The 25,979-nt window shown below is 61.7% G+C and carries 24 protein-coding genes and 1 tRNA gene; 19 read left to right on the plus strand and 6 right to left on the minus strand.

The window, feature by feature from the left end:
* Positions 1 to 232 precede the first annotated feature (232 nt).
* The 3 genes from ribH (at position 233) to EFD56_RS17785 (ending at position 3,511) form a co-directional block, all read left to right on the plus strand.
* The gene (gene ribH, locus EFD56_RS17775) at positions 233 to 688 is read left to right on the plus strand and encodes a 6,7-dimethyl-8-ribityllumazine synthase (RefSeq protein WP_004674116.1); all 456 of its coding nucleotides are present in this window, start codon (positions 233 to 235) and stop codon (positions 686 to 688) included.
* A 3-nt stretch (positions 689 to 691) separates the two neighbouring features.
* On the plus strand, positions 692 to 1,174 hold the full coding sequence (gene nusB, locus EFD56_RS17780; protein ID WP_004674117.1) for a transcription antitermination factor NusB: 483 nt from the start codon (positions 692 to 694) through the stop codon (positions 1,172 to 1,174).
* 198 nt (positions 1,175 to 1,372) lie between these two features.
* Positions 1,373 to 3,511, plus strand: a complete 2,139-nt coding sequence (locus EFD56_RS17785; RefSeq protein ID WP_126905907.1) for a sodium-translocating pyrophosphatase — start codon at positions 1,373 to 1,375, stop codon at positions 3,509 to 3,511.
* Between the two features lie 277 nt (positions 3,512 to 3,788).
* Here EFD56_RS17785 and EFD56_RS17795 read toward each other — a convergent pair whose 3' ends face one another.
* Entirely contained in the window at positions 3,789 to 4,322 is a 534-nt protein-coding gene (locus tag EFD56_RS17795; protein ID WP_037117218.1) for an outer membrane protein assembly factor BamE, read from the minus strand.
* Between the two features lie 185 nt (positions 4,323 to 4,507).
* On the opposite strand from EFD56_RS17795, the gene EFD56_RS17800 reads away from it, so the two are divergent.
* The 6 genes from EFD56_RS17800 (at position 4,508) to EFD56_RS17825 (ending at position 8,955) form a co-directional block, all read left to right on the plus strand.
* Entirely contained in the window at positions 4,508 to 5,113 is a 606-nt protein-coding gene (locus EFD56_RS17800) for a ubiquinol-cytochrome C chaperone family protein (RefSeq protein WP_126905908.1), read from the plus strand.
* 11 nt (positions 5,114 to 5,124) lie between these two features.
* Complete coding sequence (locus EFD56_RS17805; RefSeq protein ID WP_064825076.1) at positions 5,125 to 5,679, plus strand: YceD family protein; 555 nt, start codon at positions 5,125 to 5,127, stop codon at positions 5,677 to 5,679.
* 99 nt (positions 5,680 to 5,778) lie between these two features.
* Positions 5,779 to 6,825, plus strand: a complete 1,047-nt coding sequence (gene plsX / locus EFD56_RS17810; protein ID WP_029531529.1) for a phosphate acyltransferase PlsX — start codon at positions 5,779 to 5,781, stop codon at positions 6,823 to 6,825.
* A gap of 20 nt (positions 6,826 to 6,845) precedes the next feature.
* Positions 6,846 to 7,817 carry a beta-ketoacyl-ACP synthase III gene (locus EFD56_RS17815; RefSeq protein ID WP_064817911.1) on the plus strand — a complete coding sequence of 324 codons (972 nt, stop codon included), beginning with the start codon at positions 6,846 to 6,848 and terminating at the stop codon, positions 7,815 to 7,817.
* A 106-nt stretch (positions 7,818 to 7,923) separates the two neighbouring features.
* Positions 7,924 to 8,262 (plus strand): integration host factor subunit alpha, encoded by a 339-nt coding sequence (locus EFD56_RS17820; RefSeq protein WP_010019728.1) that lies wholly within the window; start codon positions 7,924 to 7,926, stop codon positions 8,260 to 8,262.
* A gap of 150 nt (positions 8,263 to 8,412) precedes the next feature.
* Positions 8,413 to 8,955, plus strand: a complete 543-nt coding sequence (locus tag EFD56_RS17825) for a MerR family transcriptional regulator (protein ID WP_004677457.1) — start codon at positions 8,413 to 8,415, stop codon at positions 8,953 to 8,955.
* 11 nt (positions 8,956 to 8,966) lie between these two features.
* On the opposite strand, the gene EFD56_RS17830 is transcribed toward EFD56_RS17825, so the two are convergent.
* Positions 8,967 to 9,314 (minus strand): response regulator, encoded by a 348-nt coding sequence (locus EFD56_RS17830; protein ID WP_004677459.1) that lies wholly within the window; start codon positions 9,312 to 9,314, stop codon positions 8,967 to 8,969.
* Between the two features lie 373 nt (positions 9,315 to 9,687).
* On the opposite strand from EFD56_RS17830, the gene EFD56_RS17835 reads away from it, so the two are divergent.
* Complete coding sequence (locus EFD56_RS17835; protein WP_126905909.1) at positions 9,688 to 11,334, plus strand: ATP-binding protein; 1,647 nt, start codon at positions 9,688 to 9,690, stop codon at positions 11,332 to 11,334.
* Positions 11,335 to 11,373: 39 nt separating this feature from the next.
* On the opposite strand, the gene EFD56_RS17840 is transcribed toward EFD56_RS17835, so the two are convergent.
* A complete protein-coding gene (locus EFD56_RS17840; RefSeq protein WP_004677463.1) occupies positions 11,374 to 11,688 on the minus strand; it encodes a DUF1236 domain-containing protein in 315 nt (104 codons plus the stop codon).
* A gap of 319 nt (positions 11,689 to 12,007) precedes the next feature.
* Between EFD56_RS17840 and bcsN the strand changes: the two genes are divergently transcribed.
* The 7 genes from bcsN to EFD56_RS17875 all read left to right on the plus strand — a co-directional run bounded on the left by bcsN (position 12,008) and on the right by EFD56_RS17875 (position 22,073).
* Positions 12,008 to 12,991: a cellulose biosynthesis protein BcsN gene (bcsN, locus tag EFD56_RS17845; protein ID WP_085742198.1), complete on the plus strand. Its 984-nt coding sequence runs from the start codon at positions 12,008 to 12,010 to the stop codon at positions 12,989 to 12,991.
* A gap of 169 nt (positions 12,992 to 13,160) precedes the next feature.
* A complete protein-coding gene (bcsA, locus tag EFD56_RS17850; RefSeq protein ID WP_085743609.1) occupies positions 13,161 to 15,353 on the plus strand; it encodes a UDP-forming cellulose synthase catalytic subunit in 2,193 nt (730 codons plus the stop codon).
* Positions 15,350 to 17,794 carry a cellulose biosynthesis cyclic di-GMP-binding regulatory protein BcsB gene (locus EFD56_RS17855; RefSeq protein ID WP_126905910.1) on the plus strand — a complete coding sequence of 815 codons (2,445 nt, stop codon included), beginning with the start codon at positions 15,350 to 15,352 and terminating at the stop codon, positions 17,792 to 17,794. The genes bcsA and EFD56_RS17855 overlap by 4 nt, the downstream gene beginning before the upstream one ends.
* On the plus strand, positions 17,791 to 18,837 hold the full coding sequence (locus EFD56_RS17860) for a family 8 glycosyl hydrolase (RefSeq protein ID WP_012483380.1): 1,047 nt from the start codon (positions 17,791 to 17,793) through the stop codon (positions 18,835 to 18,837). Before EFD56_RS17855 ends, EFD56_RS17860 begins: the two co-directional genes overlap by 4 nt.
* On the plus strand, positions 18,834 to 21,161 hold the full coding sequence (locus EFD56_RS17865; protein ID WP_126905911.1) for a cellulose synthase: 2,328 nt from the start codon (positions 18,834 to 18,836) through the stop codon (positions 21,159 to 21,161). The genes EFD56_RS17860 and EFD56_RS17865 overlap by 4 nt, the downstream gene beginning before the upstream one ends.
* 66 nt (positions 21,162 to 21,227) lie before the next feature.
* Complete coding sequence (locus EFD56_RS17870) at positions 21,228 to 21,896, plus strand: HAD family hydrolase (RefSeq protein ID WP_037118475.1); 669 nt, start codon at positions 21,228 to 21,230, stop codon at positions 21,894 to 21,896.
* Between the two features lie 100 nt (positions 21,897 to 21,996).
* Positions 21,997 to 22,073 (plus strand) — tRNA-Pro (locus EFD56_RS17875).
* 81 nt (positions 22,074 to 22,154) lie between these two features.
* On the opposite strand, the gene EFD56_RS17880 is transcribed toward EFD56_RS17875, so the two are convergent.
* Complete coding sequence (locus EFD56_RS17880) at positions 22,155 to 22,787, minus strand: class I SAM-dependent methyltransferase (RefSeq protein ID WP_004679934.1); 633 nt, start codon at positions 22,785 to 22,787, stop codon at positions 22,155 to 22,157.
* A gap of 553 nt (positions 22,788 to 23,340) precedes the next feature.
* Here EFD56_RS17880 and EFD56_RS17885 point away from each other — a divergent pair.
* Together EFD56_RS17885 and EFD56_RS17890 are read left to right on the plus strand one after the other, a co-directional pair.
* On the plus strand, positions 23,341 to 23,559 hold the full coding sequence (locus tag EFD56_RS17885) for a hypothetical protein (RefSeq protein ID WP_012483384.1): 219 nt from the start codon (positions 23,341 to 23,343) through the stop codon (positions 23,557 to 23,559).
* A gap of 450 nt (positions 23,560 to 24,009) precedes the next feature.
* The gene (locus EFD56_RS17890) at positions 24,010 to 24,222 is read left to right on the plus strand and encodes a hypothetical protein (RefSeq protein WP_009996470.1); all 213 of its coding nucleotides are present in this window, start codon (positions 24,010 to 24,012) and stop codon (positions 24,220 to 24,222) included.
* 48 nt (positions 24,223 to 24,270) lie between these two features.
* Here EFD56_RS17890 and EFD56_RS17895 read toward each other — a convergent pair whose 3' ends face one another.
* Both EFD56_RS17895 and EFD56_RS17900 read right to left on the minus strand, forming a co-directional pair.
* The gene (locus EFD56_RS17895) at positions 24,271 to 24,564 is read right to left on the minus strand and encodes a helix-turn-helix domain-containing protein (RefSeq protein ID WP_004679940.1); all 294 of its coding nucleotides are present in this window, start codon (positions 24,562 to 24,564) and stop codon (positions 24,271 to 24,273) included.
* Between the two features lie 186 nt (positions 24,565 to 24,750).
* Complete coding sequence (locus tag EFD56_RS17900; RefSeq protein WP_126905912.1) at positions 24,751 to 25,932, minus strand: ROK family transcriptional regulator; 1,182 nt, start codon at positions 25,930 to 25,932, stop codon at positions 24,751 to 24,753.
* Positions 25,933 to 25,979: the final 47 nt, after the last annotated feature.

Genomic DNA, 25,979 nt, shown 5'->3' on the forward strand with positions numbered 1-25,979 from the left:
AAGCAACTGAAAATCCATTAAAAATTCTTCATGAAAATTGCCTTCGAATTGCCGTTTTCCAAGCGGCCGGAGACGCTGGATCGAAAGGCTTGCTCGGCTGTGCAGCTATCCCTTTGCCGATATTTCGTCTTTGGCGTTGCGGCATCAGGCGAAAGTGCTTGCCATTCTGATGAAGGCATGTTTTGACCGCGGCCTGCCGAGTGGAAAACGCCCCGCAAACCGAAGGTGAACCATGCCGAGAGAGACCGCTCCCCATATTTTGATCGTTGAGGCCCGCTTCTACGACGACATGGCCGATGCCCTGCTCGAAGGCGCGACCTTCGCTTTGCAGGAGGCCGGCGCCACCTTTGAGGTCGTCACCGTTCCCGGCGCGCTGGAAATTCCGGCAGCGATTGCCATGTCGCTCGATGGAGACGACAATGGCGGCACGCATTATGACGGCTATGTCGCCCTAGGCATGGTTATCCGCGGCGAGACCTATCACTTCGATATCGTATCGAACGAATCCTCGCGCGCATTGATGGATCTCGCGGTCAGCGAGTCCCTTGCCATCGGCAACGGCATCCTGACCGTGGAAAATGACGAACAGGCCTGGGCGCGCGCGCGCCGCTCGGACAAGGACAAAGGCGGATTTGCCGCTCGCGCAGCTCTGACGATGATCGAGTTGAAGCAGAAACTGGGTGCATGAAGAATGAGTGACGAGAAGACGGAACGGCCGGTCAAGACTGCGAACCAGCGGGGCGCTGCCCGCCTTGCTGCCGTTCAGGCGCTTTATCAGATGGATGTCGGCGGCACGGGCGTTCTGGAAATCGTCGCTGAATATGAGGCGCACCGCCTCGGCCAGGAAATCGACGGCGCGACCTATCTGAAGGCCGATGCCGGCTGGTTCCGCTCCATCGTCTCCGGCGTGGTGCGCGATCAGGTTCGCCTCGATCCGCTGATCGCTGCAGCGCTGCAGGATGATTGGGCTCTGTCACGGCTCGACAGCACCGTCCGCGCCATCCTGCGCGCCGGCGTCTTCGAACTCCTTGACCGCAAGGATGTTCCGGTGGCGGTCATCGTCACCGAATATGTCGAAATCGCGCAGGCGTTTTTCGATGACGACGAGCCGAAGCTCGTCAATGCCGTGCTCGATCGCATCGCCAAGCAGGTTCGCGGCGAGGCGAAGAAGTAACCTCTTAGCCGCCAAACGATCTTCCCGTTTCTTTCTTCATGCCGCAATGGTTTTCGCCCGTTGCGGTCTTGACGCCACGTGATCGACCACGCAATCTCCGGACCGCTTAGCTGTGGCATTTCTGTGGAGAGGAAGGCGAGTCGGCGGCGTATCTGCCGGAGGAGGAGTAAACTCCGGCCTATGGGAGGAAAGAGCGAAATGACCATTCTTTTATGCGTAATTGCATGCGGTCTGCTCTCGGTGGTGTATGCCGCCTGGGCAACCCGGTCGGTGCTTGCCGCCGATCAGGGCAATAGCCGGATGCAGGAGATCGCGGGCTATATCCGCGAAGGCGCCCAGGCCTATCTGACGCGCCAGTATCGCACCATTGCCCTCGTCGGCGTCGTTGTGTTCATCGCAGCCTGGCTGCTTCTTTCCGCTGCGGCCGCCATCGGTTTCCTGATCGGCGCCGTCCTGTCCGGCGCTGCCGGTTTCATCGGCATGCACGTCTCCGTCCGCGCCAACGTGCGCACCGCGCAAGCCGCGTCCGCCAGCCTCTCCGCAGGCCTCGACATCGCCTTCAAGTCGGGTGCGATCACCGGCATGCTGGTGGCGGGCCTCGCGCTGCTCGGCGTCTCCATCTACTATACGATTTTGACCGTCGGGCTCGGCCATGAAAGCGGCTCGCGCGAAGTCATCGATGCGCTGGTGGCGCTCGGCTTCGGCGCTTCGCTGATTTCGATCTTCGCCCGTCTCGGCGGCGGCATCTTCACCAAGGGCGCCGATGTCGGCGGCGACCTCGTCGGCAAGGTGGAAGCCGGAATTCCCGAGGACGATCCGCGCAACCCGGCGACGATTGCCGATAACGTCGGCGACAATGTCGGCGACTGCGCCGGTATGGCCGCCGACCTCTTCGAGACCTATGCGGTCTCCGTCGTCGCCACCATGGTTCTCGCGGCGATCTTCTTTGCCGGCGCGCCGATCCTCCAGTCGGCGATGATCTATCCGCTGGCGATCTGCGGCGCCTGCATCATCACCTCGATCATCGGCACCTTCTTCGTCAAGCTCGGCTCGAACGGCTCGATCATGGGCGCTCTCTACAAGGGCCTCATCGTCACCGGGCTGCTGTCGATCGTCGGCCTCGGCGCCGCCACCTCGTTGACGGTCGGCTGGGGCTCGCTCGGCACCGTCGCAGGCGCCGACGTGACGGGCACCAACCTGTTCGTCTGCGGCCTCGTCGGCCTCGTCGTCACCGCGCTGATCGTCGTCATCACCGAATATTACACCGGCACCGGCAAGCGTCCGGTCGTTTCGATCGCCCAGTCCTCGGTGACCGGTCACGGCACCAATGTCATCCAGGGTCTGGCGGTCTCGCTGGAATCGACCGCGCTGCCGGCGATCGTGATCGTCGGCGGCATTCTCGCCACCTATCAGCTCGGCGGCCTTTTCGGCACCGGCATTGCGGTCACCGCCATGCTCGGCCTTGCCGGCATGATCGTTGCGCTCGATGCCTTCGGCCCGGTTACCGACAATGCCGGCGGAATCGCCGAAATGTCGCATCTGCCGTCCGAGGTGCGCAAGTCGACGGATGCGCTCGATGCCGTCGGCAACACCACCAAGGCGGTGACCAAAGGCTACGCGATCGGTTCGGCCGGCCTCGGCGCGCTGGTGCTCTTTGCCGCCTATGCCAACGATCTGAGGTATTTCGCCGCCCACGGCGACCAGTATCCCTACTTCGCCAATATCGGCGAAATCTCCTTCGAACTGTCGAACCCCTATGTCGTCGCCGGTCTGCTGTTCGGCGGCCTGATTCCCTATCTCTTCGGCGGCATCGCCATGACCGCCGTCGGCCGCGCCGCCGGCTCGATTGTCGAAGAAGTGCGCCGACAGTTCAAGATGAAGCCGGGGATCATGCAGGGCACGGAAAAGCCGGATTACGGCAAGGCCGTCGACCTTCTGACCAAAGCGGCGATCCGTGAGATGATCGTGCCGTCGCTGCTGCCGGTGCTGGCGCCCGTCGTTGTCTACTTCGGCGTGCTTCTGATCTCCGGCTCAAAGGCCTCGGCCTTTGCCGCGCTTGGCGCATCGCTGCTCGGCGTCATCATCAACGGCCTCTTCGTCGCCATCTCGATGACCTCTGGCGGCGGCGCCTGGGACAATGCCAAGAAAAGCTTCGAGGACGGTTTCGTCGACAAGGACGGCGTGCGTCACATGAAGGGTTCGGATGCACACAAGGCCTCCGTTACCGGCGATACCGTCGGCGACCCCTACAAGGACACAGCCGGCCCCGCCGTCAACCCGGCGATCAAGATCACCAATATCGTGGCACTTCTGCTGTTGGCCGTTCTCGCCGGTTGATACCGCAATTCGCCACGGTGCCAACCGTCGTGGCTGCCTCACCCTAACCCTCTCCCCGTAAACGGGGCGAGGGGACTTGCCCTGCGAGAGGCATGCGGGGGACGGAGAGATCGCGGCATATCCCCTTCTCCCCGTTTACGGGGAGAAGGTGGCGGCAGCCGGATGAGGGGCGGGCGTCCAATCCCCTGGACGGAAGATGACGCCGATTAAAACCAAGGTTTGTCAGCAAAAAACCCGCCGGAGCGATCCGGCGGGTTTTTGATGGAAATCTATCCGATCAGCGCAGGCTGCTCGGATTTTGCGGCGTGCCGCCGGCGCCGCCGCCGAACAGGCTGCGGGCCGCGCTCGCGGCGCTGCCGCCGGACAGCATCTGCTGCAGGAAGGTGAGTTCCTTGCCACCGGTCGGCGTGACGCGTCCGATCGTGTCGAAGACCTTGCCGTCCTGCAGCGTATAATTGGCGCGGCGGCTGACGACGCCGTCCTTGTCGAAATAGATCGCCAGAACGCTCTGATCGACGACCTTCAGCTTCTGGAAGGCGACCGAACGCGTGCGCCGCTGCGAGATGTAATAGAAGACTTCGCCGTCGAAGGTCGCCGTCGTCGACGGGGTGCCGAGCGAAAGCAGCGCCTGCTCGCGGCTCGAGCCTTCTGGAACGAGGTTCAGCGACTGCTGGTCGGCGACGTATCCGCCATTGAGCACGGTGCCGGTCTGGCAGCCCGAAAGAGCAGTGGTGGAGGCGATTATGAAGGCAATGGCCGCGTTGCTGAAGAATTTCATGTCAGACTTGAAATACCGTTTCTTCAACGACATCTACTCCCTTGAGTGTCGATAGCAGCCGTTTGGGCCTTACACGCTTCCTCCTGCAAAACCATTGTGGCCATTCCGGGTCGAATGTCCCGAATTCGTTCCGCCGACGCCTCGAAGGCATCGTCCCGAAACAGGCCACGATCGGCATTGCAATTCGCGCCTGCTTCGGTAAACCAGCTTTCGAAATCATGCAACAAGGCCAGACGCTAGCCGGCGTGAAGATTGAGGCATTTCCGGAAAAAACAATGATCTTCGGACTCTTCCGCAAGAAAAACAACAATCAGGCGATCGTCGACCGACAATATGCGGCGTTGACGGCGGCCGCGCGCATGCCTGATCTCTATGAGCGGCTCAATGTGCCGGATACGGTGATGGGCCGTTTCGAAATGCTGTCGATCGTGATGATTCTGTTTTTTCGCCGCACGCGCGCCTCTGCCGTCAGCGGCCAGGAGATCGCCCAGGAGATCGTCGACGCCTTTTTCCAGGACATCGACTACTCGATCCGCGAACTCGGCATCGGCGACAACAGCGTGCCGAAACGCATGAAGAAGCTCGCCGGCATGTTCTACGGCCGGCTCGAAGCCTATTCGAAGGCGATGGATGCCGGCGATCGCGAAGCGCTCGCGCTCGCCCTCCAGCGCAATATCTACCCCGAAAGTCCGGCGCCGGCCGATATGTCCGGCCTCGCCGGCTGGATGATGGCGGCAGAAGCCCACTTGTCCGCCATTCCGGAAGAGATGATTGCCGGCGGCGCGGCAAAGCTGCCGCCGGTCGCAAACTCATCGGTCGCCTGAAGGAGGAAACGATGAAAAACGATCGGGATGATGTTCCTTTCTCCTATCGCGTGAAGGTCGGCCATATCTCCGCCAACCCTGTTGAGGTCCATATCGAGGCCGACGCCGGCGAATTGAAGGCGCTCGCCGAGTCCTGGAGCGTCGTCGCCGTCGAGGATCTCAGCGCCGACCTGCAGATTGCCCGCTGGAAGCGCGATGGCGTGCGCGTCAAGGGCCGGGTGCAGGCGAAGATCGTCCAGTCCTGCGTCGTGACCCTGGAACCGGTCGAAGCGGCTATCGACGAAAGCTTCGAGCAGATTTTCGTGCCTGAAGGATCCAAGCTTGCCCGCCAGCCCGGCAATGACGCCGGCGAAATGCTGCTCGATCCCGACGGTCCTGATCTGCCCGAGACCTTTGTCGGCGATACGATCGATGCCGGCGAGGTAGTTGCGGAGTTCGCCGCTCTTGCGATCGATCCCTATCCGCGCAAGCAGGGTGTCGAGTTCGAAGGTCATATCGAGGATAGCGGCGAGAACGATAAAAAGCCCTCCGCTTTCGCGGTTCTCAAGGACTGGAAAAAGGACTGAAGCCTCACGGGCATTTCACACAATTCAGTTGTATGCGACGCCAAAACCGGTATTTTGGCCGAAATTTCGCCCCTCGGCGGAAAGAAGGATCAGGGACGCGTGATCAGAATATCTCTCGACCTCATGGGTGGCGACTTTGGTCCCCAGGTTGTCATCCCCGGCGCCGCCAAAGCGCTGGATCGGCATCCGGATATTTCCTTCGTTTTTTATGGTCTTAAGGAACAGTGCGACCCTTTTCTCGCCAAGTTTCCGAAACTTAAGGAAAAATCGGTCTTTCACGATTGCGAGCTTGCGGTCAGCATGGAAGAGAAGCCGAGCCAGGCGCTGCGCCGTGGCCGTTATATCTCCACCATGTGGCGTTCGATCGAGGCGGTGAAGACGGGCGATGCCGATGTCGCGGTCTCGGCCGGCAATACCGGCGCGCTGATGGCGATGGCGAAGTTCTGTCTTCGCACCATGGCCAATATCGAGCGCCCGGCGATCGCGGCGATCTGGCCGACGCTGAAGGGTGAGAGCATCGTGCTCGATGTCGGCGCGACGATCGGCGCCGATGCGCAGCAACTGATGGATTTCGCCCTGATGGGCGGCGCCATGGCGCGCGCGCTTTTCGAGATCGAACGCCCGACGATCGGCCTTCTGAACGTCGGCGTGGAAGAGGTGAAAGGTCAGGAAGAGGTCAAGGAGGCCGGCCGGCTGTTGCGCGAGGCGAATATCGATTCGCTTGAATATTCCGGCTTCGTCGAGGGCAACGATCTCGGCAAGGGTACCGTCGACGTCGTCGTCACCGAAGGCTTCTCCGGCAATATCGCGCTCAAGACCGCCGAAGGCACGGCCAAGCAGATCGCCGAATATCTGCGTGCGGCCATGTCGCGCACGTTGCTCGCCCGCATCGGCTACCTCTTCGCCAAAGGCGCTTTCGACATGCTTCGCGAGAAACTCGATCCGAGCAAGGTCAATGGCGGCGTGTTTCTCGGCCTGAACGGCATCGTCATCAAGAGCCATGGCGGCGCCAATGCCGAGGGCATCGCCGCTGCGATCGAGGTCGGCTACGATATGGCCAAGAACGGCCTCAATCAGAAAATAGAAAACGATCTTAAGAAATATCATGCCAAGCGCCTGCCCCCGATGGGCCCGGAAGCGGCATGAGTGATGAGGTTCAATCGAATATGATCCGTTCAGTGGTTCGCGGGTTCGGAGCCGCACTTCCGAAGCGCGTGGTGACCAATCGCGACATGGAGGCCATCGTCGATACGTCGGACGAATGGATCGTCCAGCGCACGGGCATCCGGCAGCGTTACGTGGCCGGCGACGACGAAACGACCGCCTCGCTCGGCGAGGCCGCCGCGCGTGCGGCGCTCGAAAATGGCGGCCTGACGCCCGCCGACATCGATCTCATCATCTGCGCCACCTCGACTCCTGACAACACGTTTCCGGCGACCTCGGTCAATATCCAGAACCGTCTCGGCATGAGCCACGGCTTCGCCTTTGACGTTCAGGCCGTCTGCACCGGTTTCGTCTATGCGGTGACGACCGCGGACGCCTATATCCGCGGCGGCCTTGCAAAACGCGTTCTGGTTATCGGCGCCGAGACTTTTTCGCGCATTCTCGACTGGAACGACCGCACGACTTGCGTGCTCTTCGGCGACGGCGCCGGCGCGATCGTGCTGGAGGCGGCCGAAGGCGAGGGGACGTCCGCAGATCGCGGCGTGCTGACCGCTCATCTGCGCTCCGACGGTTCGCACAAGGACAAGCTTTATGTCGATGGCGGACCGTCGACGACGGGCAGCGTCGGCAAGCTGCGCATGGAAGGCCGCGAGGTTTTCAAATACGCCGTCGGCATGATCACCGATGTCATCCAGGCTGCATTCGATTCGACCGGCACCACCGCCGACGATCTTGACTGGCTGGTACCGCACCAGGCCAATCGACGCATCATCGACGGTTCGGCGAAGAAGCTGAACATCGCTGCGGAAAAAGTTGTCGTTACCGTCGATCTGCACGGCAATACCTCGGCCGCTTCGATCCCGCTTGCGCTCGCGACCGCTGCCGGCGACGGCCGCATCAAGAAGGGCGACCTGGTGATGCTCGAAGCGATGGGGGGCGGCTTCACCTGGGGCGCCGTTCTGCTGCGCTGGTAAGCACGAATCCTAAAAAACTGGCGGCGAACAAGAGCTTGACCGTGAGGCGCAAGACAAATACTCTTCGTTCGCTTTCACAAAATAATTTGTAATGGGCGGGGAAACCATGACCGGAAAAACAGTGACGCGAGCAGACCTGGCGGAATCCGTTTTCCGAAAGGTTGGGCTTTCCCGGACAGAATCCGCCGAACTTGTGGAAACCGTCATCGACGAAATCTGCAATGCCATCGTGCGTGGTGAAACCGTCAAGCTTTCCTCCTTCGCCACGTTTCAGGTTCGCGACAAGAACGAGCGGATCGGCCGCAACCCGAAGACCGGCGAGGAGGTTCCGATCTCTCCCCGCCGGGTCATGACCTTCAAGGCATCGAACGTGCTGAAGACGCGCATCCTCAAGGCGCATGTCTCTCGCAAGGTCAAGCTGAAGCCGCAGAACCCGGCTCCCTGATATTGGTCTTCCTCCTGCTCGGAGCGGCCTTTTTCTCTCTCATCGTTCATCGCCTGTGCGCAACGTCGACACATGACTTGAATTGTCGGCGCCAAACCTTTGAAATACGATGAGTCGCCGTTGGATGAGTCTGCGAGGTTGCGTAGCAGTATGACGTTGGACAAGAGCCCCGATGCCTTTCGCACCATCAGCGAAGTCGCAGACGATCTTGATCTGCCGCAGCATGTGCTGCGCTTCTGGGAAACGCGGTTTCCCCAGATAAAGCCGATGAAGCGCGGCGGCGGCCGTCGCTATTATCGGCCGGAGGATGTCGACCTTCTCAAGGGCATCCGGCATTTGCTCTATGATCACGGCTACACGATCAAGGGCGTGCAGAAGCTTCTGAAGACCAACGGCAACAAGTTCGTCATATCGGTCGGCCACGGCGATCTCGCCAGCGTCGAGGCGCTTGCCTCGGGCGTGCAGGAGACGGGATCGGGCGAGCCGCGCGTCGGGATGGCCGAGGAGGACCAGATCGTCGGCCGCGCCAAACCGCCGATCACGCGCCGGTTCTTCAACTTCGTTGCCGGAGACGACGATCAGCCGGAAGTCTCAATCGGCAAGTCAAGCGTCGGCAAGGAAGACAGGGCACTGCTGCAGGAGGCGCTTTACGACCTCCTGGAATGCAAGCGTCTGCTCGATCAGGTGCGCTGAGGAAACACGCCTCAGGCGTCCGTAAGCAGCTTCATCGCCTGTTCGAGCTCGCTGAGCTGGAAAGGTTTGCGCAGCACCGGCAGGGTGCTTGGAGTGCTGCCTTCCGGTGCGCTGCCGTAGCCTGTCGCATAGAGATAGGGTTTGCCGCGCTCGTCGAGCAGCTTTGCGACCGGCAGCGAACTCCGGCCGGCAAGCGAGACGTCGAGGATGGCGGCGTCGAACGCCGCGTCTCTGGCAGTTGCGAGCGCCCGTTCCAGATCGGGTGCAGTCGCGCAAACCCGATAGCCGAGATCGCTGAGCATGTCCTCGAGCAACATGGCGATCAGTGCATCGTCCTCGACGATGAATATGTCTTTCATGATCCCGTCCACCCATTCCCCTTGCCGGGCACGAAGATTTATGTGGACCGCTTGTGCAGCTCGTCAAGACGCTGCGCGCAGCGGTGGTAAGCCTGTCGCACAAAACCGCGCCGCGGTCTTACGACACGACATGTCTAAACATAAAAAGCTGATGCGCGGCAAGCGAATCTGAAAGATCACGCCGCGCTTTGGAAGGAGCATATTGCCCGGCGAAATTCGATGTGCAAAAGCTGGGACGCCGTCTCGGTGACGGCTGCTGCATAATTCCTGAAATTGGAATCGATTTACGGAAGAAATTATGCAGTAATTCAGAGTGTTGCAGCGTCCATCGCGCATCTGAAAAGACGCACGGCGCTGTGAGAAGGGGTGTGGAATGGATTTGCTGAGTGCCACGGATTGGCTGCGTCAGAGGCCGGGCTACACCTATCCGCTGGCCGTTGCCTTCGTGGGGCTGACGTTTTTTCTGCGACTTGCCGCCAGTGACTATCTCTCCGGTTTTCCCTTCCTGAGCTTCCTCCCGGCGATATTGCTCGCCAGTTTCATTGGCGGCGCGGGGCCGGGTTTCGTCGCGGCCGTGGTTGCAGCCTTCGTCGTTCAGCAGTTTTTCGTCGAGCCGCATGACGCCTTCTGGCCAGTCAGCGCCGGCCAGTGGGTTGGCCTTTCAACCTATCTGGTCAATGCTGCGATCATCATCGCCCTGATGGAGATGATCATCATCGCCCATGGCAGGCAGAGCCGCCTGCGCGCCGCGCTCAACAGTTTCAACGCGCGCCTGGAAGAGACGGTGGCCGAGCGCACTGCCGCACTCAGGCACGAGATGGAAGAGAATGCCGCCGCCCAGGCGCAGGTCCGGCAGTTGCAGAAGATGGAGACGATCGGTCAGCTCACAGGCGGCGTCGCCCATGATTTCAACAATATGCTTGCGATCATCATCGGCAATCTCGATCTTGCTCAGCGGCGCATGACCGGACATGAAGATCCGCGCCTGCTGAACTCCCTTCAGAATGCCAGAGACGGTGCCCAGCGGGCCGCGGTGCTGACCGCGCGTCTTCTCGCCTTCTCGCGCCAGCAACCGCTCGCCCCGGAGGTGGTCGACGTCAACAAGCTGGTCGGTGGCATGTCGGAGTTGCTGCGGCGCACGCTCGGCGAACATATCCGCATCGAAACCGTGCTCGCCGGCGGCCTCTGGCCGAGCTTTGCCGATTTGAGCCAACTCGAAAACGCCATGCTGAACCTGGCCGTCAATGCACGCGACGCCATGCCTGGCGGCGGTCATTTGACGATCGAGACTGCCAATACCGAACTGGATGAGCGATATTCGCGGATGCATTCGGAGGTCGAAGCGGGTCAGTATGTGATGATCAGCATGACCGACACCGGCACCGGCATGTCGCCTGACGTGATCGACCGCGCCTTTGATCCGTTCTACACCACCAAGGGACCCGGCAAGGGGACGGGCCTCGGCCTCAGCCAGGTCTACGGCTACATCAAGCAGAGCGGCGGTCATATCAAAATCTATTCGGAGATCGACCGCGGAACGACGGTGAAGATCTATCTGCCGCGCCATGTCGGCAAGGCGGATGCGCGCCTCGCGGCCGCCGGCGCCCAGCCGCTTCCCCAGGGCAGCGTCAACGATACGATCCTGGTGGTGGAGGATGATGAACATGTCCGCACCATGACCGCCGAAAGCCTGCATGAACTCGGTTACACCGTCTTGCAGGCGGGAAGCGGCATGGAGGCGCTTCTCCTTCTGGAGGAAAATCCGGATGTCGACCTGATCTTCACCGATATTGTGATGCCGCAGATGAGCGGGCGTCAGCTTGCCGACGTCGTTCAGGAAAAATGGCCGACGATCCGGATCCTTTACACCACGGGTTACACGCGCAACGCCATCGTCCACAATGGCGTGCTTGATCACGGCGTTTCGCTACTCGCCAAGCCTTTCAGCCTGGAGCAGCTCGCCCATAAGATCCGCGAACTCTTGAATATGCCGGTAAGGGGGGCAGACGAGGGGACGTGAAGTCGCGCGCGATCGCGCGTCTCCAGCCTCCCGATTGCCTTATTCAAGCACCTGAATCACCCGGTGCGTCTTCGGCTCGACGATGACACGCCGCTCGTTGATCACAGTGTAGCCATAGCCGTCGACATTGGGCACGGTATGGACTTCGACGGTATCCGGCAACGTCGCGCCAACCGTGATCTCACCATCATAGACGACCGATGGCGTGTTTTGCTCCATGACATAAGTGCGCACCTCGCCGGGCAGGACGACGGAGCCGGTTGGTGCGGGATCGGTGACGACGACGGTGCTCTGCGCGAAGGCCGCCGAGCAAATGGTCAGCATGGCGGCCGTAGCCAACATGGTCTTGCGCATGGGAGTTCTCCTTTTTAACGCTTGGACATCAAGGCAACGCCGCCCATGCTGCATAGTTCCGCCGCCGACCGGCCGCCTTGGCGGAGGCCGGGGATCCCAGTAGCTTGTTGCTATACGACTTTATGCACCATACGGTTGAGCTGTGCGAATCACGTTCAATGCGAGTCTTCAGGTGGCAGCAGAGGCGCGCTCTTTACCCTTCATTAACCATGTCGGCGGTTTATGTCAGGTGAACGGCCGGACGGTCGTTGATTCGAAGGTCCGTCGCGCTTCGGTTTGCGAATGGACATCTGCAAAGACGGTAGCGGCGGCTCGAGACATGCGCTTGCGGAAGACGATATCGCTGGTGGCAGTGGCGGGCATGATGGCCGGCTGTACGTCGACAGGCGGTGTGCGGCAGCCTTCCGCGCCGGAGACAGTGGCGCCCGAAAAGGCGCTGGTTCTGCCGCCGCCGGGTGGGCCTTCGATCGTTAGTGTCGTCGAGCGCAAGCGTGGCAATGGTGTCGAACAGACGGTCTCCTTGTTTACGTCTTCCTCCGTGCCCGGCCAGAATTTTCTGAAGATCCAGTTTTTCGGCGCGTCCGGGGCCAATCCCGGAGCGGGCAATGCCGGCTTCAGCATGATCAATGAGAGCGCTATTGCCCGCGAAATGGCTCGCGCGGCCCCCGGCGTGCCGATGGCTACCTCGGCGACTTTCCTGCAGAACGCTTATGGCCCATTCGGCTATGCCTCCGGCCGAAGCCGCGCCGGCGACGCCTGTATCTTCGCCTGGCAACAGATCCGGTCGAGCGCGGCCGCCAACACGCAGGCCCGCAATTTTGGCATGATCCAGCTGCGTCTGCGCCTGTGCGATGCGCGCGCATCCGAGCGCCAGCTGCTCGGCATCGTCTACGGCTACACGATATCAGGCACCTTCGACGGCGTGATCTGGAACCCCTATGGCGCCCCGCCGCCGGCCGACGCGGCGCTCGGGCGCACCGGCGATCCGATCTATCCCGACGAGGGCGGATATCGCGCCAGCCCGATGCCGATCGGATATGAGCCGGCGCCCGCCGCCGTAATCAGCCTGCCTCGGACGGCTCCGGCTCGCAGCGCCCCGAGTCGGCAACCGGCGCAAGGCGCCGCACCGTTGCCGGCGCCCATCGGCCCGCGCGTGCCGCTGCCGGGCGAGGCGCCACAGACAAGCGTGGCGCCGGAGGCGGTTGCTGCGCCGTTGGAACAATCGGCAAGGGCAATCGGTGTCACCGTGCCTTCGCCGGACTGCATAGGCGACACGGCCATGACGGCCGTGTGCCGGAGATAGAGCATGATGCCGAAAAGTGTGGCTCGGTATTCGGACTACGTCGTGCTCTAACTCTTTAATTTCGAACAGGTTTCAGATTTTAGCCGACTTGGCCTGAAATCGTCCTGTTCCAGCGAGCGTGCCCGGGGTGTCGGACGATGCCTCGGCGAGCAATTTCGAAGGAACGTCGATGCGCAAAGCCCGCAGCGTCTTCATATGGGCCCTAGTTTCGTTCTGCATGATTGTGCTGATCACCCTGCCGGTTAACCTGCAGACCCAGCTCATCACCAGCATCTCGGTCGTCACGGTGATGGCGCTGATCAAAATCCTGAAGGGCGAGGGGACGTGGCGCCTGGTGGCGCTTGCTTTCGGCACGTCGATCGTGCTGCGCTACGTCTACTGGCGCACCACCAACACGCTGCCGCCGCTGAACCAGCCTGAGAATTTCATTCCCGGCCTGCTGCTCTATCTTGCCGAAATGTATAGTGTGGCGATGCTGGCGCTCAGCCTTTTCATCGTCGCCACGCCGCTGCCGCCGCGCCCATCGCGGGCGGCCAACCCTGGGCGTTTGCCGCATGTCGATGTCTTCGTGCCCTCCTACAACGAGGATGCCGGTCTTCTCGGTAACACCCTTGCTGCCGCCAAGGCGATGGACTATCCGGCCGACAAGCTGCATGTCTGGCTGCTCGACGACGGCGGCACCTTGCAGAAACGCAATTCCGGCAAGTTGCTGGAGGCGCAGGCGGCGGCCGCCCGCCACATCGAACTGAAGCAGCTTTGCCAGGATCTTGACGTCACCTATCTCACCCGTGACCGCAACGAGCATGCCAAGGCGGGCAATCTCAACAACGGCATGAGACATTCGACGGGCGAACTCATCGCCGTCTTCGATGCGGACCACGCGCCCGCCCGCGACTTTCTGCTCGAGACCGTCGGCTACTTCGAAGACGATCCGAAGCTCTTCCTCGTCCAGACGCCGCACTTTTTCATCAATCCGGATCCGTTGGAGCGCAACCTGCGCACCTTCGACAAGATGCCGAGCGAGAACGAGATGTTCTACGGCATCATCCAGCGCGGCCTCGATAAATGGAACGCCGCCTTCTTCTGCGGTTCGGCCGCTGTGCTGAGCCGCAAGGCGCTCGAATCGCAGAACGGCTTTTCCGGCATCAGCATCACGGAGGATTGCGAGACGGCCTTAGCGCTGCATGGCAGCGGCTGGAACAGTATTTATGTCGACAAGCCGCTGATCGCCGGTCTGCAGCCGGCCACCTTCGCAAGCTTCATCGGCCAGCGCAGCCGCTGGGCGCAGGGCATGATGCAGATTCTGCGCTTCCGCTTCCCGCTGTTCAAACGCGGACTGACGATCCCTCAGCGCCTTTGCTACATGTCCTCCACGCTTTTCTGGCTGTTCCCGTTCCCACGCACGATTTTTCTGTTTGCGCCGCTCTTCTACCTGTTCTTCGATCTGGAGATCTTCACTGCCTCCGGCGGCGAGTTCCTGGCCTATACGCTTGCCTACATGCTCGTGAATCTGATGATGCAGAACTACCTCTACGGTTCGTTCCGCTGGCCCTGGATTTCCGAACTCTACGAATATGTCCAGACGGTGCATCTGCTGCCGGCTGTCGTCTCCGTCATGCTCAATCCGAGGAAGCCGACCTTCAAGGTGACCGCCAAGGACGAATCGATTGCCGTCAGCCGCCTGTCGGAGATCAGCCGTCCGTTCTTCGTCATCTTCGCGGTGCAGATCATTGCGCTCGTCATTACCGTCTACAGGATTTATGCCGAACCCTATAAAGCCGACGTCACGCTCGTCGTCGGCGGATGGAATTTCGTCAACCTGATCATGGCCGGCTGTGCGTTGGGTGTCGTGTCGGAACGCGGCGAGCGCGCCCTGTCCCGCCGCGTCCGCGTCAACCGGCGCTGCGAATTCGGCGCCAACGGCAAATGGTACGCGGCCTCGATCGAAGACGTTTCCGTTCATGGCGCGAGGCTTCACATCTTCAACAAACAGCTGGATGAGATGATGGTCGGCGCCCCCGGCGAAATCCGCTTCCGGCCCTATAGCGGCGCCGAGTTGGAAACCCTGCCGCTTATCGTCCGCAACATCGAGCCGTCTGGCGATATCAGCAATGTCGGTTGCCAGTACGTGCCGAAAAGTGCCCTCGACCATCGCCTGATCGCCGACCTGATGTTCGCCAATTCCGGCCAATGGACCGAATTCCAGGCCTCGCGCCGCCGCAATCCGGGCCTGATCCGCGGCACCATCTGGTTCGCCGGCACGGCGCTCTATCAGACCAGCCGCGGCCTCGTTTACCTCTTCCGCAGCATGCGGCCGGAACGGGAGGCACAGCAGCAGGCGGCAAAGGTCAACGCCGGATGAAAAGCATCATCGCCGCCTCGCTACTCCTGCTAAGTGCTTCCGCTTTCGCCCAGGCGCAGACCGCACCCTTCGACATGTCCGGCGAGCGCCCGCCCGGCGCATCCGTTGCCCCGAGACCGACGCCGCCCGCTCAGCCCCCGACAGCACCGGTCCCCGTCACGCCTCCCGTGTCCGTCAAACCCGCACCGGTGACACCGACAGCGCCTGCGGCCGTTCCTGCGCCGATCACTGTCCAGCCACAGCCGGCGCCCCAGCCGGGCGCGACAACAAATGCCGCCTCGCAGCCGAAGCCCCGCGATATCACGCACTATCTGGTGCCCTTTTCGAAATTCAGCCTCGGCGGCGAATACGACCGCCGCTCATGGTCTGTCTATCTGACGCCCGAGCAGGCGGCGGCGAAGGCAAGTTTCACCTTCGCCTATCAGAATTCGATCGTCGTCGCGCCCGAGGCCTCGGCGCTGACCGTCTATCTCAACAATCGCCCGATCGGCCAGCAGCGCATCGGCTCGCCGGACGGTCCATCGGCCGTCACGTTCGCGGTTCCCCCGGGTCTGCTGCAGCCGGGCGCCAACCTCGTCACCTTCGAAGCCGATCAGCGCCATCGCACCGATTGCAGCATTCAATCCACCTACGAACTCTGGTCGAATATCGACCCGGCCGGAACCTATCTGAGCTTTGCCGGCGGGAATGCCGAGGAACTCTCGAGCGCCGACGCAATCCGCGCCATCGGCGTCGACGGCACCGGCAGGACGGAGTTCGATATCGTCGTCCCGGCGCTGGAGCAGCCGGGAACCACCAAGCCGCTGCTGCGGCTGGCGCAGGGCCTGTCGGTGCTGAGCAGCATGCCGAACCAGATCTTTGCCTTCAACAGCGCTTCGCTTCCGGCCGCCGGTCCGGGCAGGCTCGGCGTGCTCGTCGGCACCGCCGCCGAGCTGCGGCCGCTCTTTCCCGAGCTGCCGCCCGCCGCCGAAAGTGCGCCGCTCGCCGCTTTCGTTACCGATCCGCGCAGCGGTTCGCCGGTGCTTCTCATCAGCGGTCCTTCCTGGCAGGCGGTCTCCTCGGCGATCGATACGATCGTCTCGCCGGTGGATAGGCCTGCCGATGTCCGCCGCGACGAGCTGACCACCGAACGCTGGAGCGCACCGAACGCGCCGCTGATCTTTTCCGATACCAGCATTGCCTTGTCCCAGCTCGGCGTAAAAACCACCGAATTCTCCGGCCGCCGGTTCCGAACCAGCTTCAATGTCGCCGTGCCCGCGGATTTTTATGCCAATGCCTATGGCGAGGCGAAGGTACTGCTCGACGCTGCCTATACCGACAAGGTTCTGCCGGGCAGCCACATCGATATCTACGTCAACGACAACATCGCCTCCACAGTGCCGCTCACCTCGACGACAGGCGGCATTCTCCGCCATCTGCCGATCCGGGTAACGATGCACCACTTCAAGCCGGGTCTGAACACCGTGGCGATCGAGGCGATCCTGACGACCAAGGGTGATGCCGCCTGCGCGCCGGGCAGCAGCGCCGATGCCAATGCGCGCTTTGCCCTGTTCGATACCTCCGAATTGCACATCCCGGATTTTGCCCGCGTCGGTCAGCGTCCGAATCTGGCCGCAATGGCCGGCACGGCTTATCCCTACAGTCGAGCTTCCGAACCGACGCCGCTCTTCATCGACCGCACCGACGCCGACACGCTCTCGGCCGCCGCTACGCTGCTCGGCCAGATGGCGATCATGGCCGGCCATCCGATCGCCGTCGAAAGCGTGGCTTCGCCGAATACGATCGGCGATCGCGACGCCATTTTCATCGGCTCGATCTCACAGATGCCGGCGACCGCCTTGACGCAGGCCAATGTCTCCACGGCCAGCCAGGCTTCGTGGCGTCCCGTGGTCGATGCGCAGCCCGGCGTCGTTGATACCGGTGCTGCATTTGAGCAATGGAATTCCAAAGTCAGCGGCGGTCTGTTGCGCGGACAGATTACCGCCTTCCGCGAATGGGTGGGACGTAATTTCGACATTACCCGCAGTTCGCTGCAATTCATCCCCGGGGCCGAGGAGATCTTCACGCCGCCAAATCTGGCCACGCTGCTGGTTGCCCAGGGCTCCAGTCCTGCGGGCACCGGCGCATGGACCGTGGTGACGGCGCCCTCGTCGAAAGATCTGCGCGAGGGACTGGAGGTCCTCACTGCGCAGATGAACTGGCCACAGCTATCCGGCCACATCACCACCTATTCGAGCAAGACGGCCAAGATCGAGACGGTCCCCGTCACCCGCTTCGATTTCGTGCCCTCCACACCCTGGTCGATCTCCAACTATCGTCTGATCGCCGCCAATTGGTTGTCGACGAACATTCTCTCCTACGCTTTCCTGCTCGTGACCTTCCTGCTGCTGATCGGCATCACCACATCGCGCATGCTGAAAAATCTGGGCCGGTCGAAATGAGGTTGTGGCGCGCGCTCCTCGTTGCGGCGACGGCCATGCTCGCGCCCGCAATCCCGCCGGCCGTCGCCCAGCAGGCGATGATCAATGCCGATGCATGGTCCGCCTACAAGTCGAAGTTTCTCGATCCGAGCGGTCGTATCATCGATAACGGCAACGGCAATATCAGCCACAGCGAGGGGCAGGGCTATGGCATGCTGCTCGCCTATCTCTCGGCAAGCCCCGCCGATTTCGAGCAGATCTGGTATTTTACCCGCACCGAACTCTTGTTGCGCGACGATGGCCTGGCCGTGTGGAAATGGGATCCGAACGTCAAGCCGCATGTCACCGACACCAACAATGCCACCGACGGCGATATGCTGATCGCCTATGCGCTGGCGCTTGCCGGCACTCAGTGGAACCGCAACGACTATATCCTGGCCGCCTCCCGTATGGCCGAGGCGCTGCTCGCCAAAACAGTCGCGCGCTCGGCCGGCCAAATGCTGCTGCTGCCGGGCAGCGAAGGTTTCACCGCCGCTGACCGCAAGGACGGCCCCGTCGTCAACCCTTCCTACTGGATCTATGAGGCAATTCCGGTGATGGCCGCACTTGCCCCGTCGGATGCCTGGAAAGAGCTGTCGGATGATGGCGTCGCATTGTTGAAGACGATGCAGTTCGGTCCGCGCAAGCTTCCTGCCGAATGGGTCAGCCTCAGCGGCCCGCCGCGACCGGCGGAGGGTTTCGACGCCGAATTCGCCTATAACGCCCTTCGCATTCCGCTCTATCTCGCGCGTGGCGGCATCACGGACAAGGCGCTGCTGACCCGCCTCAGAAAGGGCATGTCGCAGGATGGCATTCCAGCCACCATCGATCTGACCACCGGCCGGCCGAAGACCGTGTTGTCAGACCCCGGTTATAGAATTGTTAACGATGTTGTGGCCTGTGTTGTCGATGGGACCAAGCTGCCGAGCTCGGCGCTGCAGTTTGCACCCACACTCTATTATCCGTCCACGCTTCAACTGCTGGGGCTGGCCTATATCGGGGAGAAGCATCCGGAGTGTCTGTGAAGTCTTCTCTCGTGGCGATTTCAGCGGCAGCCGTGGTAGCGACCCTCGTCACCGGGCTGAAGGATCGCGCCGCTATGCAGGAAAGGTTCGGCATTCCCGCCGTCAAGCCGGCGCCGGATCTGATGATGATGGGCCGCATCAAGCCGACCGACGCTCCTGCCGGCAATGCAAACGTCAATGCCGAGGCCGTCGCGGACAAGATCGAGGCGATCACCTCTCCGCAGCCGCCCGCACGGGACACGCCTGAGCCGAACGTCGCAAAGGAGCCACCTGCAGCACCTCAAGCTGAGGGATCTCAGGCAGCCGGTCAATCGGCGCCGGTCCCTCCGGCGATCGTCACCGAGCCGCCGGCGCGGCAACAGGCGGCAGCGCCGCCACAGCCTGACGTCGATGAAAGCGCGCTTCGCTATTTTGCCAGCCGCGGCGACAAGGTGCGCCTGCAGGCTGAAATCTCCCGCCTGCAGGCGCTCTATCCGAACTGGGTTCCGCCGGCCGATCCGCTGGCTGTGCCGCAAAACGGCGACAAACAGCTCGAAGCCATGTGGAAACTCTATTCCGATGGCCGCTATGCGGAACTGCGCAAGGCGATTGCCGACCGGCAGGCCGCCGATGCCGGATGGCAGCCGCCGACCGATCTGCTCGATCGGCTTGATGTCGCTGAGGCCCGCGCCCGTCTCATCAACGCGTCGGATCTCAAGCAATATGCGACTGTGGTCGATATTGGCGCGGCGACGCCAAGCCTGCTGACCTGCAGCGAGGTGGATGTCCTCTGGCGCGTCGCCGAAGCCTTCGTTCGCACCGAGCGGTCGCAGCGCGGCCAGGATGCCTATGCCTATATACTGAAGAATTGCGGCGATCCGGCCGAACGCCGGGCGACAGTCGAAAAGGCCTCGACGCTGCTTGACTATCAGCCCATGCAGGCGCTGCTGGCGCTGGAGAAGTCGGCAGCCGACGGCGGCAAGGAATTCGACGCGATCCGCGACAACCTCGCCCGACGCTTCGTGGCCGAGAGCAATGAGAATCCGAGGCTTGCCATCGCGCCGAGTTACATCGCTCGCCTCGAAAAACTGGCGGAAAGCGAAGGTCTCGCCTCCGATGCGCTGCTGCTCGGCTGGTACCAGCTTCGCCGCAACAACCCTGCCGATGCCGAGAAGTGGTTTCGCGCGGCCCGAGCCAAGGAGAATACGGCAGTCGCTTCGCAAGGCCTGGCGCTGGCGCTGATCGCAGGCAGGGCGCCTCAGGAGGCCGAGGACGTGATGTTCCGCTGGCGCGCCGATTCCGACGATGCGACATCGACCTATCTTGCCGCAACCGCCAATCTGATGGCGCTGCAGCCGCCGGCCGATCTTGCCGAAGATGTGTTGCATCGTATCGCGGCCGAGGTCATCGCCCGCAAATATGTGCCGACGGCGCAGCAGTTCGGCTGGTATGCACGCTCGCTCAACCAGTTCCAGACCGCCGCGCGCTGGTTCGAAACCGCGCTTGCGTGGAAACCGGACGACGAACCGTCCGCCTATGGCCTTGCCGTTACCAGAGAGCAGCTGAACGACCGCAAGGGCGTGCTCGACCTCCAACGCGCCTGGGCCGGCCGGTCGGCGCGCATTGCCAAGCTCGAAGACACGCTGGTGTCGAATGCCGGCGCGCAGCCGGCAACGCCGCCGCTTGCCCCGCACCAGCCGGTTCAGCCGGCGGAGCCGCCGCTGCCCCCGGCCGCTTCAACGCAGCCGGAGCCGGAAGTCTCCGTTCGCGTCACAAGGCCGGCGATGCAGACGGTGGCGGTTGAGCGCGGTCCGCGCCGGGCGCGGGGCTGCGCGACGACCATCGACGCCGGACAACTCGGGCCGTCCGAGGCGCTGTCGCGCGGCTGGTGCCTGATGGAGATCAACCGGCCGATGGAGGCGATCCCGGCCTTCGAGACGGCTTTGCAGAGCCCGGTCCGCAAGATCCGCGAAGACGCCGCCTATGGTCAGAGCCTTGCCTATCTGCGCGCCGGTCTCTCCAACAATGCTGCCGTCGCGGCAACCAAGGCGCCGCAAAGCCGCCAGCGCGCTGCCGAACTGCAGGTTGCGATCCTCGCCGATCGTGCACTGCAGGCCTTCGACGCCGGCCGCTATCGCGAAACCCTCATCTATCTCGATCAGCGCGCCCAGCTGCAGCAGGAGCGCATCGATCTGATGGTTCTGCGCGGCTACAGCTATCTCAATCTGAAAATGTACGATGATGCGGGCCGCATCTTCGAAGCTGCAGCTGCGACCGGCAACCGTGACGCCACCCGCGGCCTCGCCGATCTGCGGAAGGTCACCCATCCCGATGTCAACGACTGACGTTGACGCCGCCGCCACTCTCCGCTACTCGCCTGCCTACCCCCTCGCCCTCGCAAGGAACCACCCGTGTCCGCTCTCCACGACGTCCTCGACAGGTCTTATGATGCATTCCTCTTCGATATGGACGGAACGCTGCTGAATTCCATAGCCGTCGTCGAACGGGTCTGGAGCGAATGGGCAAGGCGCCATGGTCTGGAGCCGGAGGTCTTCCTGAAGACGATCCACGGTATCCGTGCCTCCGACGTGATCCGCGGGCTCGGCCTGCCGGGCGTCGATCCGGCCCACGAGGCGGATCTGCTGCTCGCCGAGGAGATGGAGGATGTGTCCGGCATCGTCGAGATCCCGGACGCCGTCCGCTTCCTGAACGCCATTCCCGAAGACCGATGGGCGATCGTCACCTCGGCGCCGATCGAGCTCGCCGGGCGCCGCATGGCCGCCGCCGGCATCCCGATGCCGAAGGTCATCGTCAGCGGTGGAGAGGTCAAATCGGGCAAGCCCAGCCCGGAAGGCTATCTGCTCGGCGCAAACCGTCTCGGCGTCGATCCGACGAGATGTCTGGTTTTCGAAGACGCAGTTGCCGGCATCCTTGCCGGCGAGGCGGCTGGCGCCGATGTCACTGTCATCACCGAAACTCACGCCACGCCGTTCGAAACGCCGCATTTCTCGATTGCCAACTATCAGGCATGGCAGCCCCGCCAGACCGCCGAAGGGCGGCTGAAGATCGCCGCGATCTGATTGTTGCCAGCCGAACTGCTTCCTTTTTGTGGGAGGCCGGTTTTTTCCGCTTGCATTGCACGCGCTGAAAATCTAAACGAAGCAAGCCGTTTCGGCAGGTCGGGGCGTAGCGCAGCCCGGTAGCGCACTTGACTGGGGGTCAAGGGGTCGCTGGTTCGAGTCCAGTCGCCCCGACCATTTATCCCCTTGAAATCCCAGTCAAAATATCAGCTTTCGTGGTGGGCACGGCGGGTGTGCCGCGCAAAAGAACGTGGGCCGTCAGTGCGGTTTCTGCGCGATTGCGATCATCGATTTCGCCAGGAGTGGAATCCTTCCGACATATTCGAAGTCGACGTCTTCGAAACCTGTTTCATGCAACAGCGTGCTGAGCGTTTCCGGCGACCAGAATTTAATATGACCGTGGTCCTTCAGCGGCATGAAGTGGTCATCCATCTTTCCGCTCACGGCGAGCGCCAGATTTTTCCAGTAACCGTGAAAAGGCGTAGAGACGACGGCGATGCCGCCCGGTTTTACCAGGTCGTACATGGTCGCCGTGAAAGCCTTGGGGTCGTATACATGTTCTACCACCTCCAGGCTGATCACCGCGTCGAAGGTGCCGTAGCGGCTGGAAAGATCTTCGTATCCGGAGCCGATTTCCAGCGGAAGATTGGGATGGACCGCTCTCGCTTTCGCGATGCCGTCTTCCGACGGATCGACGCCGACGACATCATAGCCTTTGGCCGCCAGTACGGAGGCAGCGCCGCCGGTGCCGCAACCGAGGTCGAAGACCGCTGTTTCGTTCGCCTCCTGGAAACTGTTTTCAAGAACATCGACGACAGTCGGCAAGATATAAGAATGAGCAGTCGCCGGCTTGGCGTGAATATAGGTAGTCGCGTCTAGCTCGATAGACATTTCACCTCCTGGAAAAGTGGGCCCGCCAAGACAATGGTACGGCGGAGTTTGACGGGAGTGTGGTGCCGATGTGGTATTAAGGTGAATAACGCCTGAGGCGTTCGCCTCGGTATCCGAGCGACCCTTCTATTCCCGGCGGCCTGTCGCCATTCTTAACCGCCTCTTCATCACGATGCGATGGATGGCGGCGCACGGACCAGAGAGTTCCCGATGCCGATTGACAGCCGACAGCGAAGGTGATGGAAACGATCAAATCCCAATGCTGTTCATCGCGACGAATAAAATTCGAATTTATCAGCTCGACAATTTAACTATTTAAAGTAATCAATCCGGGAAAATGCCTGTTTAAATCGCGATTACCAAATAGTTGTTTCGGTTCATTTTGAGAAATCATTTGCAAATTGATTGATGACTTTTGGATTTTGTTAAGGTTATACGCGGTTTTGTGATAAGAATTTTGTATTCGGTTTGAAAGTATCTCAAAACGCTTCGCGTTCCCGCAAATAGGTGTAGATTGAAAATACCCGTGTTACCGATAGCCTGGTGCGAACGCATGCCTGATATGAATCAGAATCTCACTTGCAGACAGGCTCTAGCCAGCGCGTTCCAGGCTCTGTCAGACGAGGCGGTCAGGGCCGGCTGGCCGGAGGGCGACGTTGCCCTCGCGCTCGCCGAACTGGCCGAGGAGCGGGTGATCGAGATGACCGCCAAGGTGATCACGGAAGGTTCCATGCACCCGCAATTCATAGCCGCCGGTAACCGCCGCAGCTAAGCGCAAACGGTAACGCTCGCTTCGTTCTGGCAGATCTCACACCAGCATCCCTGTTTTTGCTGCCGTGACGAAGGCAGCCTATGCGGCGCTTGGGCTGCAGCCCGTCGAGTGCTTCCAGGGTGCTGGAGCAATACAATAGTCGCGTCCGCGCCGGCCGCGCCAAGCTTCAGATATTCGACGGTGTCCCAGGCCATGGAAACGTTGAGCTGCTGCTGGTCTGGAGAATGGACTCGGGGCAGAGGAGGGGAAGCGTCTTTCGCTCAAGGTTTGTACTCGCGCATTCCTCCTGCAAAACGTGGCCGTAACGCTCCGGACAATATTTTGTTCCACAGGAATTTGCGCAGTTGCTAAAGTTCCGACCCTCGCGCATAATCGATTTATTGCCGGTTGCGGAGGGCGTCCGGCGATGCAAGCGTGGAGGCGTTTGCCCTCGGAGGGAAGTGCGGCGTGATGTTACGGTCATCAATTCATCCGCATGATTTACCGCTCTTTTCGGAAGATCTCGATCTGCTGTCGCAAGTGCTGGACAAGGTCTGTGTCGAACGCGGCCTTGTCAGAACGGCGCCGGAGGCCGAGCGGATCGGTGCGGTCATCATTCAGCTTTACAGGCAGGGCGTGAGAGACGGCGGCAAACTCGCCGACCTTGCCAAGACATATCTCTGAAACTCGGGTTCTGCCCTGGATAGAGGACAGGGCGACGGTCCTGTGCCGTCAATCGTCATTGGCGGCGTTGAGATTTTCCGGCCGGATGCCGTCATCGCTTGACGTGCGTGCCCGCAGCCGGATGCCCGGGCCGCCTTCGTCCTGGTTGCCGCTCGAAAGGAAGATGATGCCCTGCGCCTCGAGTGTGCTGCGCACGTCGAACAGCGCATGCGGCTCGCCCGCAAATTCGCCCTTTTCGAGCGCCGCCACCGTCTCGACCGGCAGGCCGCTTGCGGCCGCGAGCTCTTCGATGCTCATTCCGATCATGGCGCGCGCGCCGCGTATCTGCGTTGCCGTTATCATGATGCAAAATCTAGCGCATTTGCAGCGCTTCGCAAGTGGCGGCGGTTGATTGCGGTTTCACTTCTCGGACGCTCCGATCTTCCGGCCATGCTTCTGCTATCGCTTTGTTTGGCGGGCCTTGCGCGGCATCGTCCCGGCGGAATCTATCCGTTGCCTACTGCCTACTGCCTATTACCACGGCAGTCCTCAAGCCTCTCGCAATTTTACGCCGAACAGGTCGTCATGCATGCGCTCGACCGCGATCCCCATGCCACCCATGAGGGCGGCGCGGTTGCCGAACCGGCTGATCTCGATGCGCGGCGGATAGGGTGTGCAGCGCGGCAGGAAGCGCCGGATGGCATTGACGAGCTCCGGCCTGGCGCCGATGCTGCCGCCGGTAATCACCAGTTCGGGATCGAGGGTCGCGCCGATTGCTGCAATGGCGACCGCCACCAGCCTTGCGGTCTCTTCAATTGCGGCGACAGCGCTCGCTTCGCCTGCGTTGAACGCGGCGAAGAGATCGGCCACGGTGGCTGCATTGCGCCCGCCGAAGCCGATGTAGCGGCGAACCATCGCAACGCTGCCGACGGCGCTTTCAAGGGTGCCAAGCGTAAACCCGCCCGGATCAAAGGCATCGCCGCCGATCGGCAGATAAGCGATCTCGCCGGCAGCGCCCCGCGCCCCGCGCAGCAATGCCCCATTGGCAATGATGCCCATGCCGACGCCTGTTCCAAGCGCGACGAATGCAAAATTGTCGATCTCGACGCCGTGTCCCCGCCAGCGCTCCCCTTGCGCGGCAAGATTGACGTCATTTTCGACGATGACGGGCAGACCCATCCTGCTGCTGAAGACCTGCCGCAGGTCCATGGCGTCGACGCCGGGAATGTTGGGCGCGACATTGATATGTCCGGTGGCTGGATCGAGTACACCGGGAGTGCCGAGAACGACAAGACGAAGCTTGTCGGCGGTCGTCCCTGCCGCCGAGGCGAGCTCGACGATGAGATTACTGAATTGATTGACGAGATGCATTCCACCGCGCCGGTCGGTGGCCACCTTGGTTTCGGCAACCACGTTTCCCAGCAGATCGCAGATGGCCGCCGCGATCTTGGTGCCGCCGAGATCGATTGAGACAGCCAGTCCTGCTCTGGCATTGATTTCGTAGATGACCGCATTCCGGCCGGGTCGGCCATCGGTTCGGCCGACGGCTCTCAGCCATCCTTCATCTTCAAGATCGCGCACGACCTCGGAGATCGTCTGTTTCGACAAGCCGGTCAGTTTGGCGATGTCGGCGCGGGAAATCGAACCGTTCGCCAACACGGTCCGGATGACGGCGTTGGTCGAAATTTTTCGTGCGATTGGAGTCTGTGCGACGGGGGGCGTCATTGCCATTCGGCTGCTCGTTCCAATTAGTTCGGAGCGTATACCTAATTAGCGGA

It is taken from the genome of Rhizobium phaseoli (genome assembly GCF_003985125.1).
GTDB classification, from domain to species: domain Bacteria; phylum Pseudomonadota; class Alphaproteobacteria; order Rhizobiales; family Rhizobiaceae; genus Rhizobium; species Rhizobium phaseoli.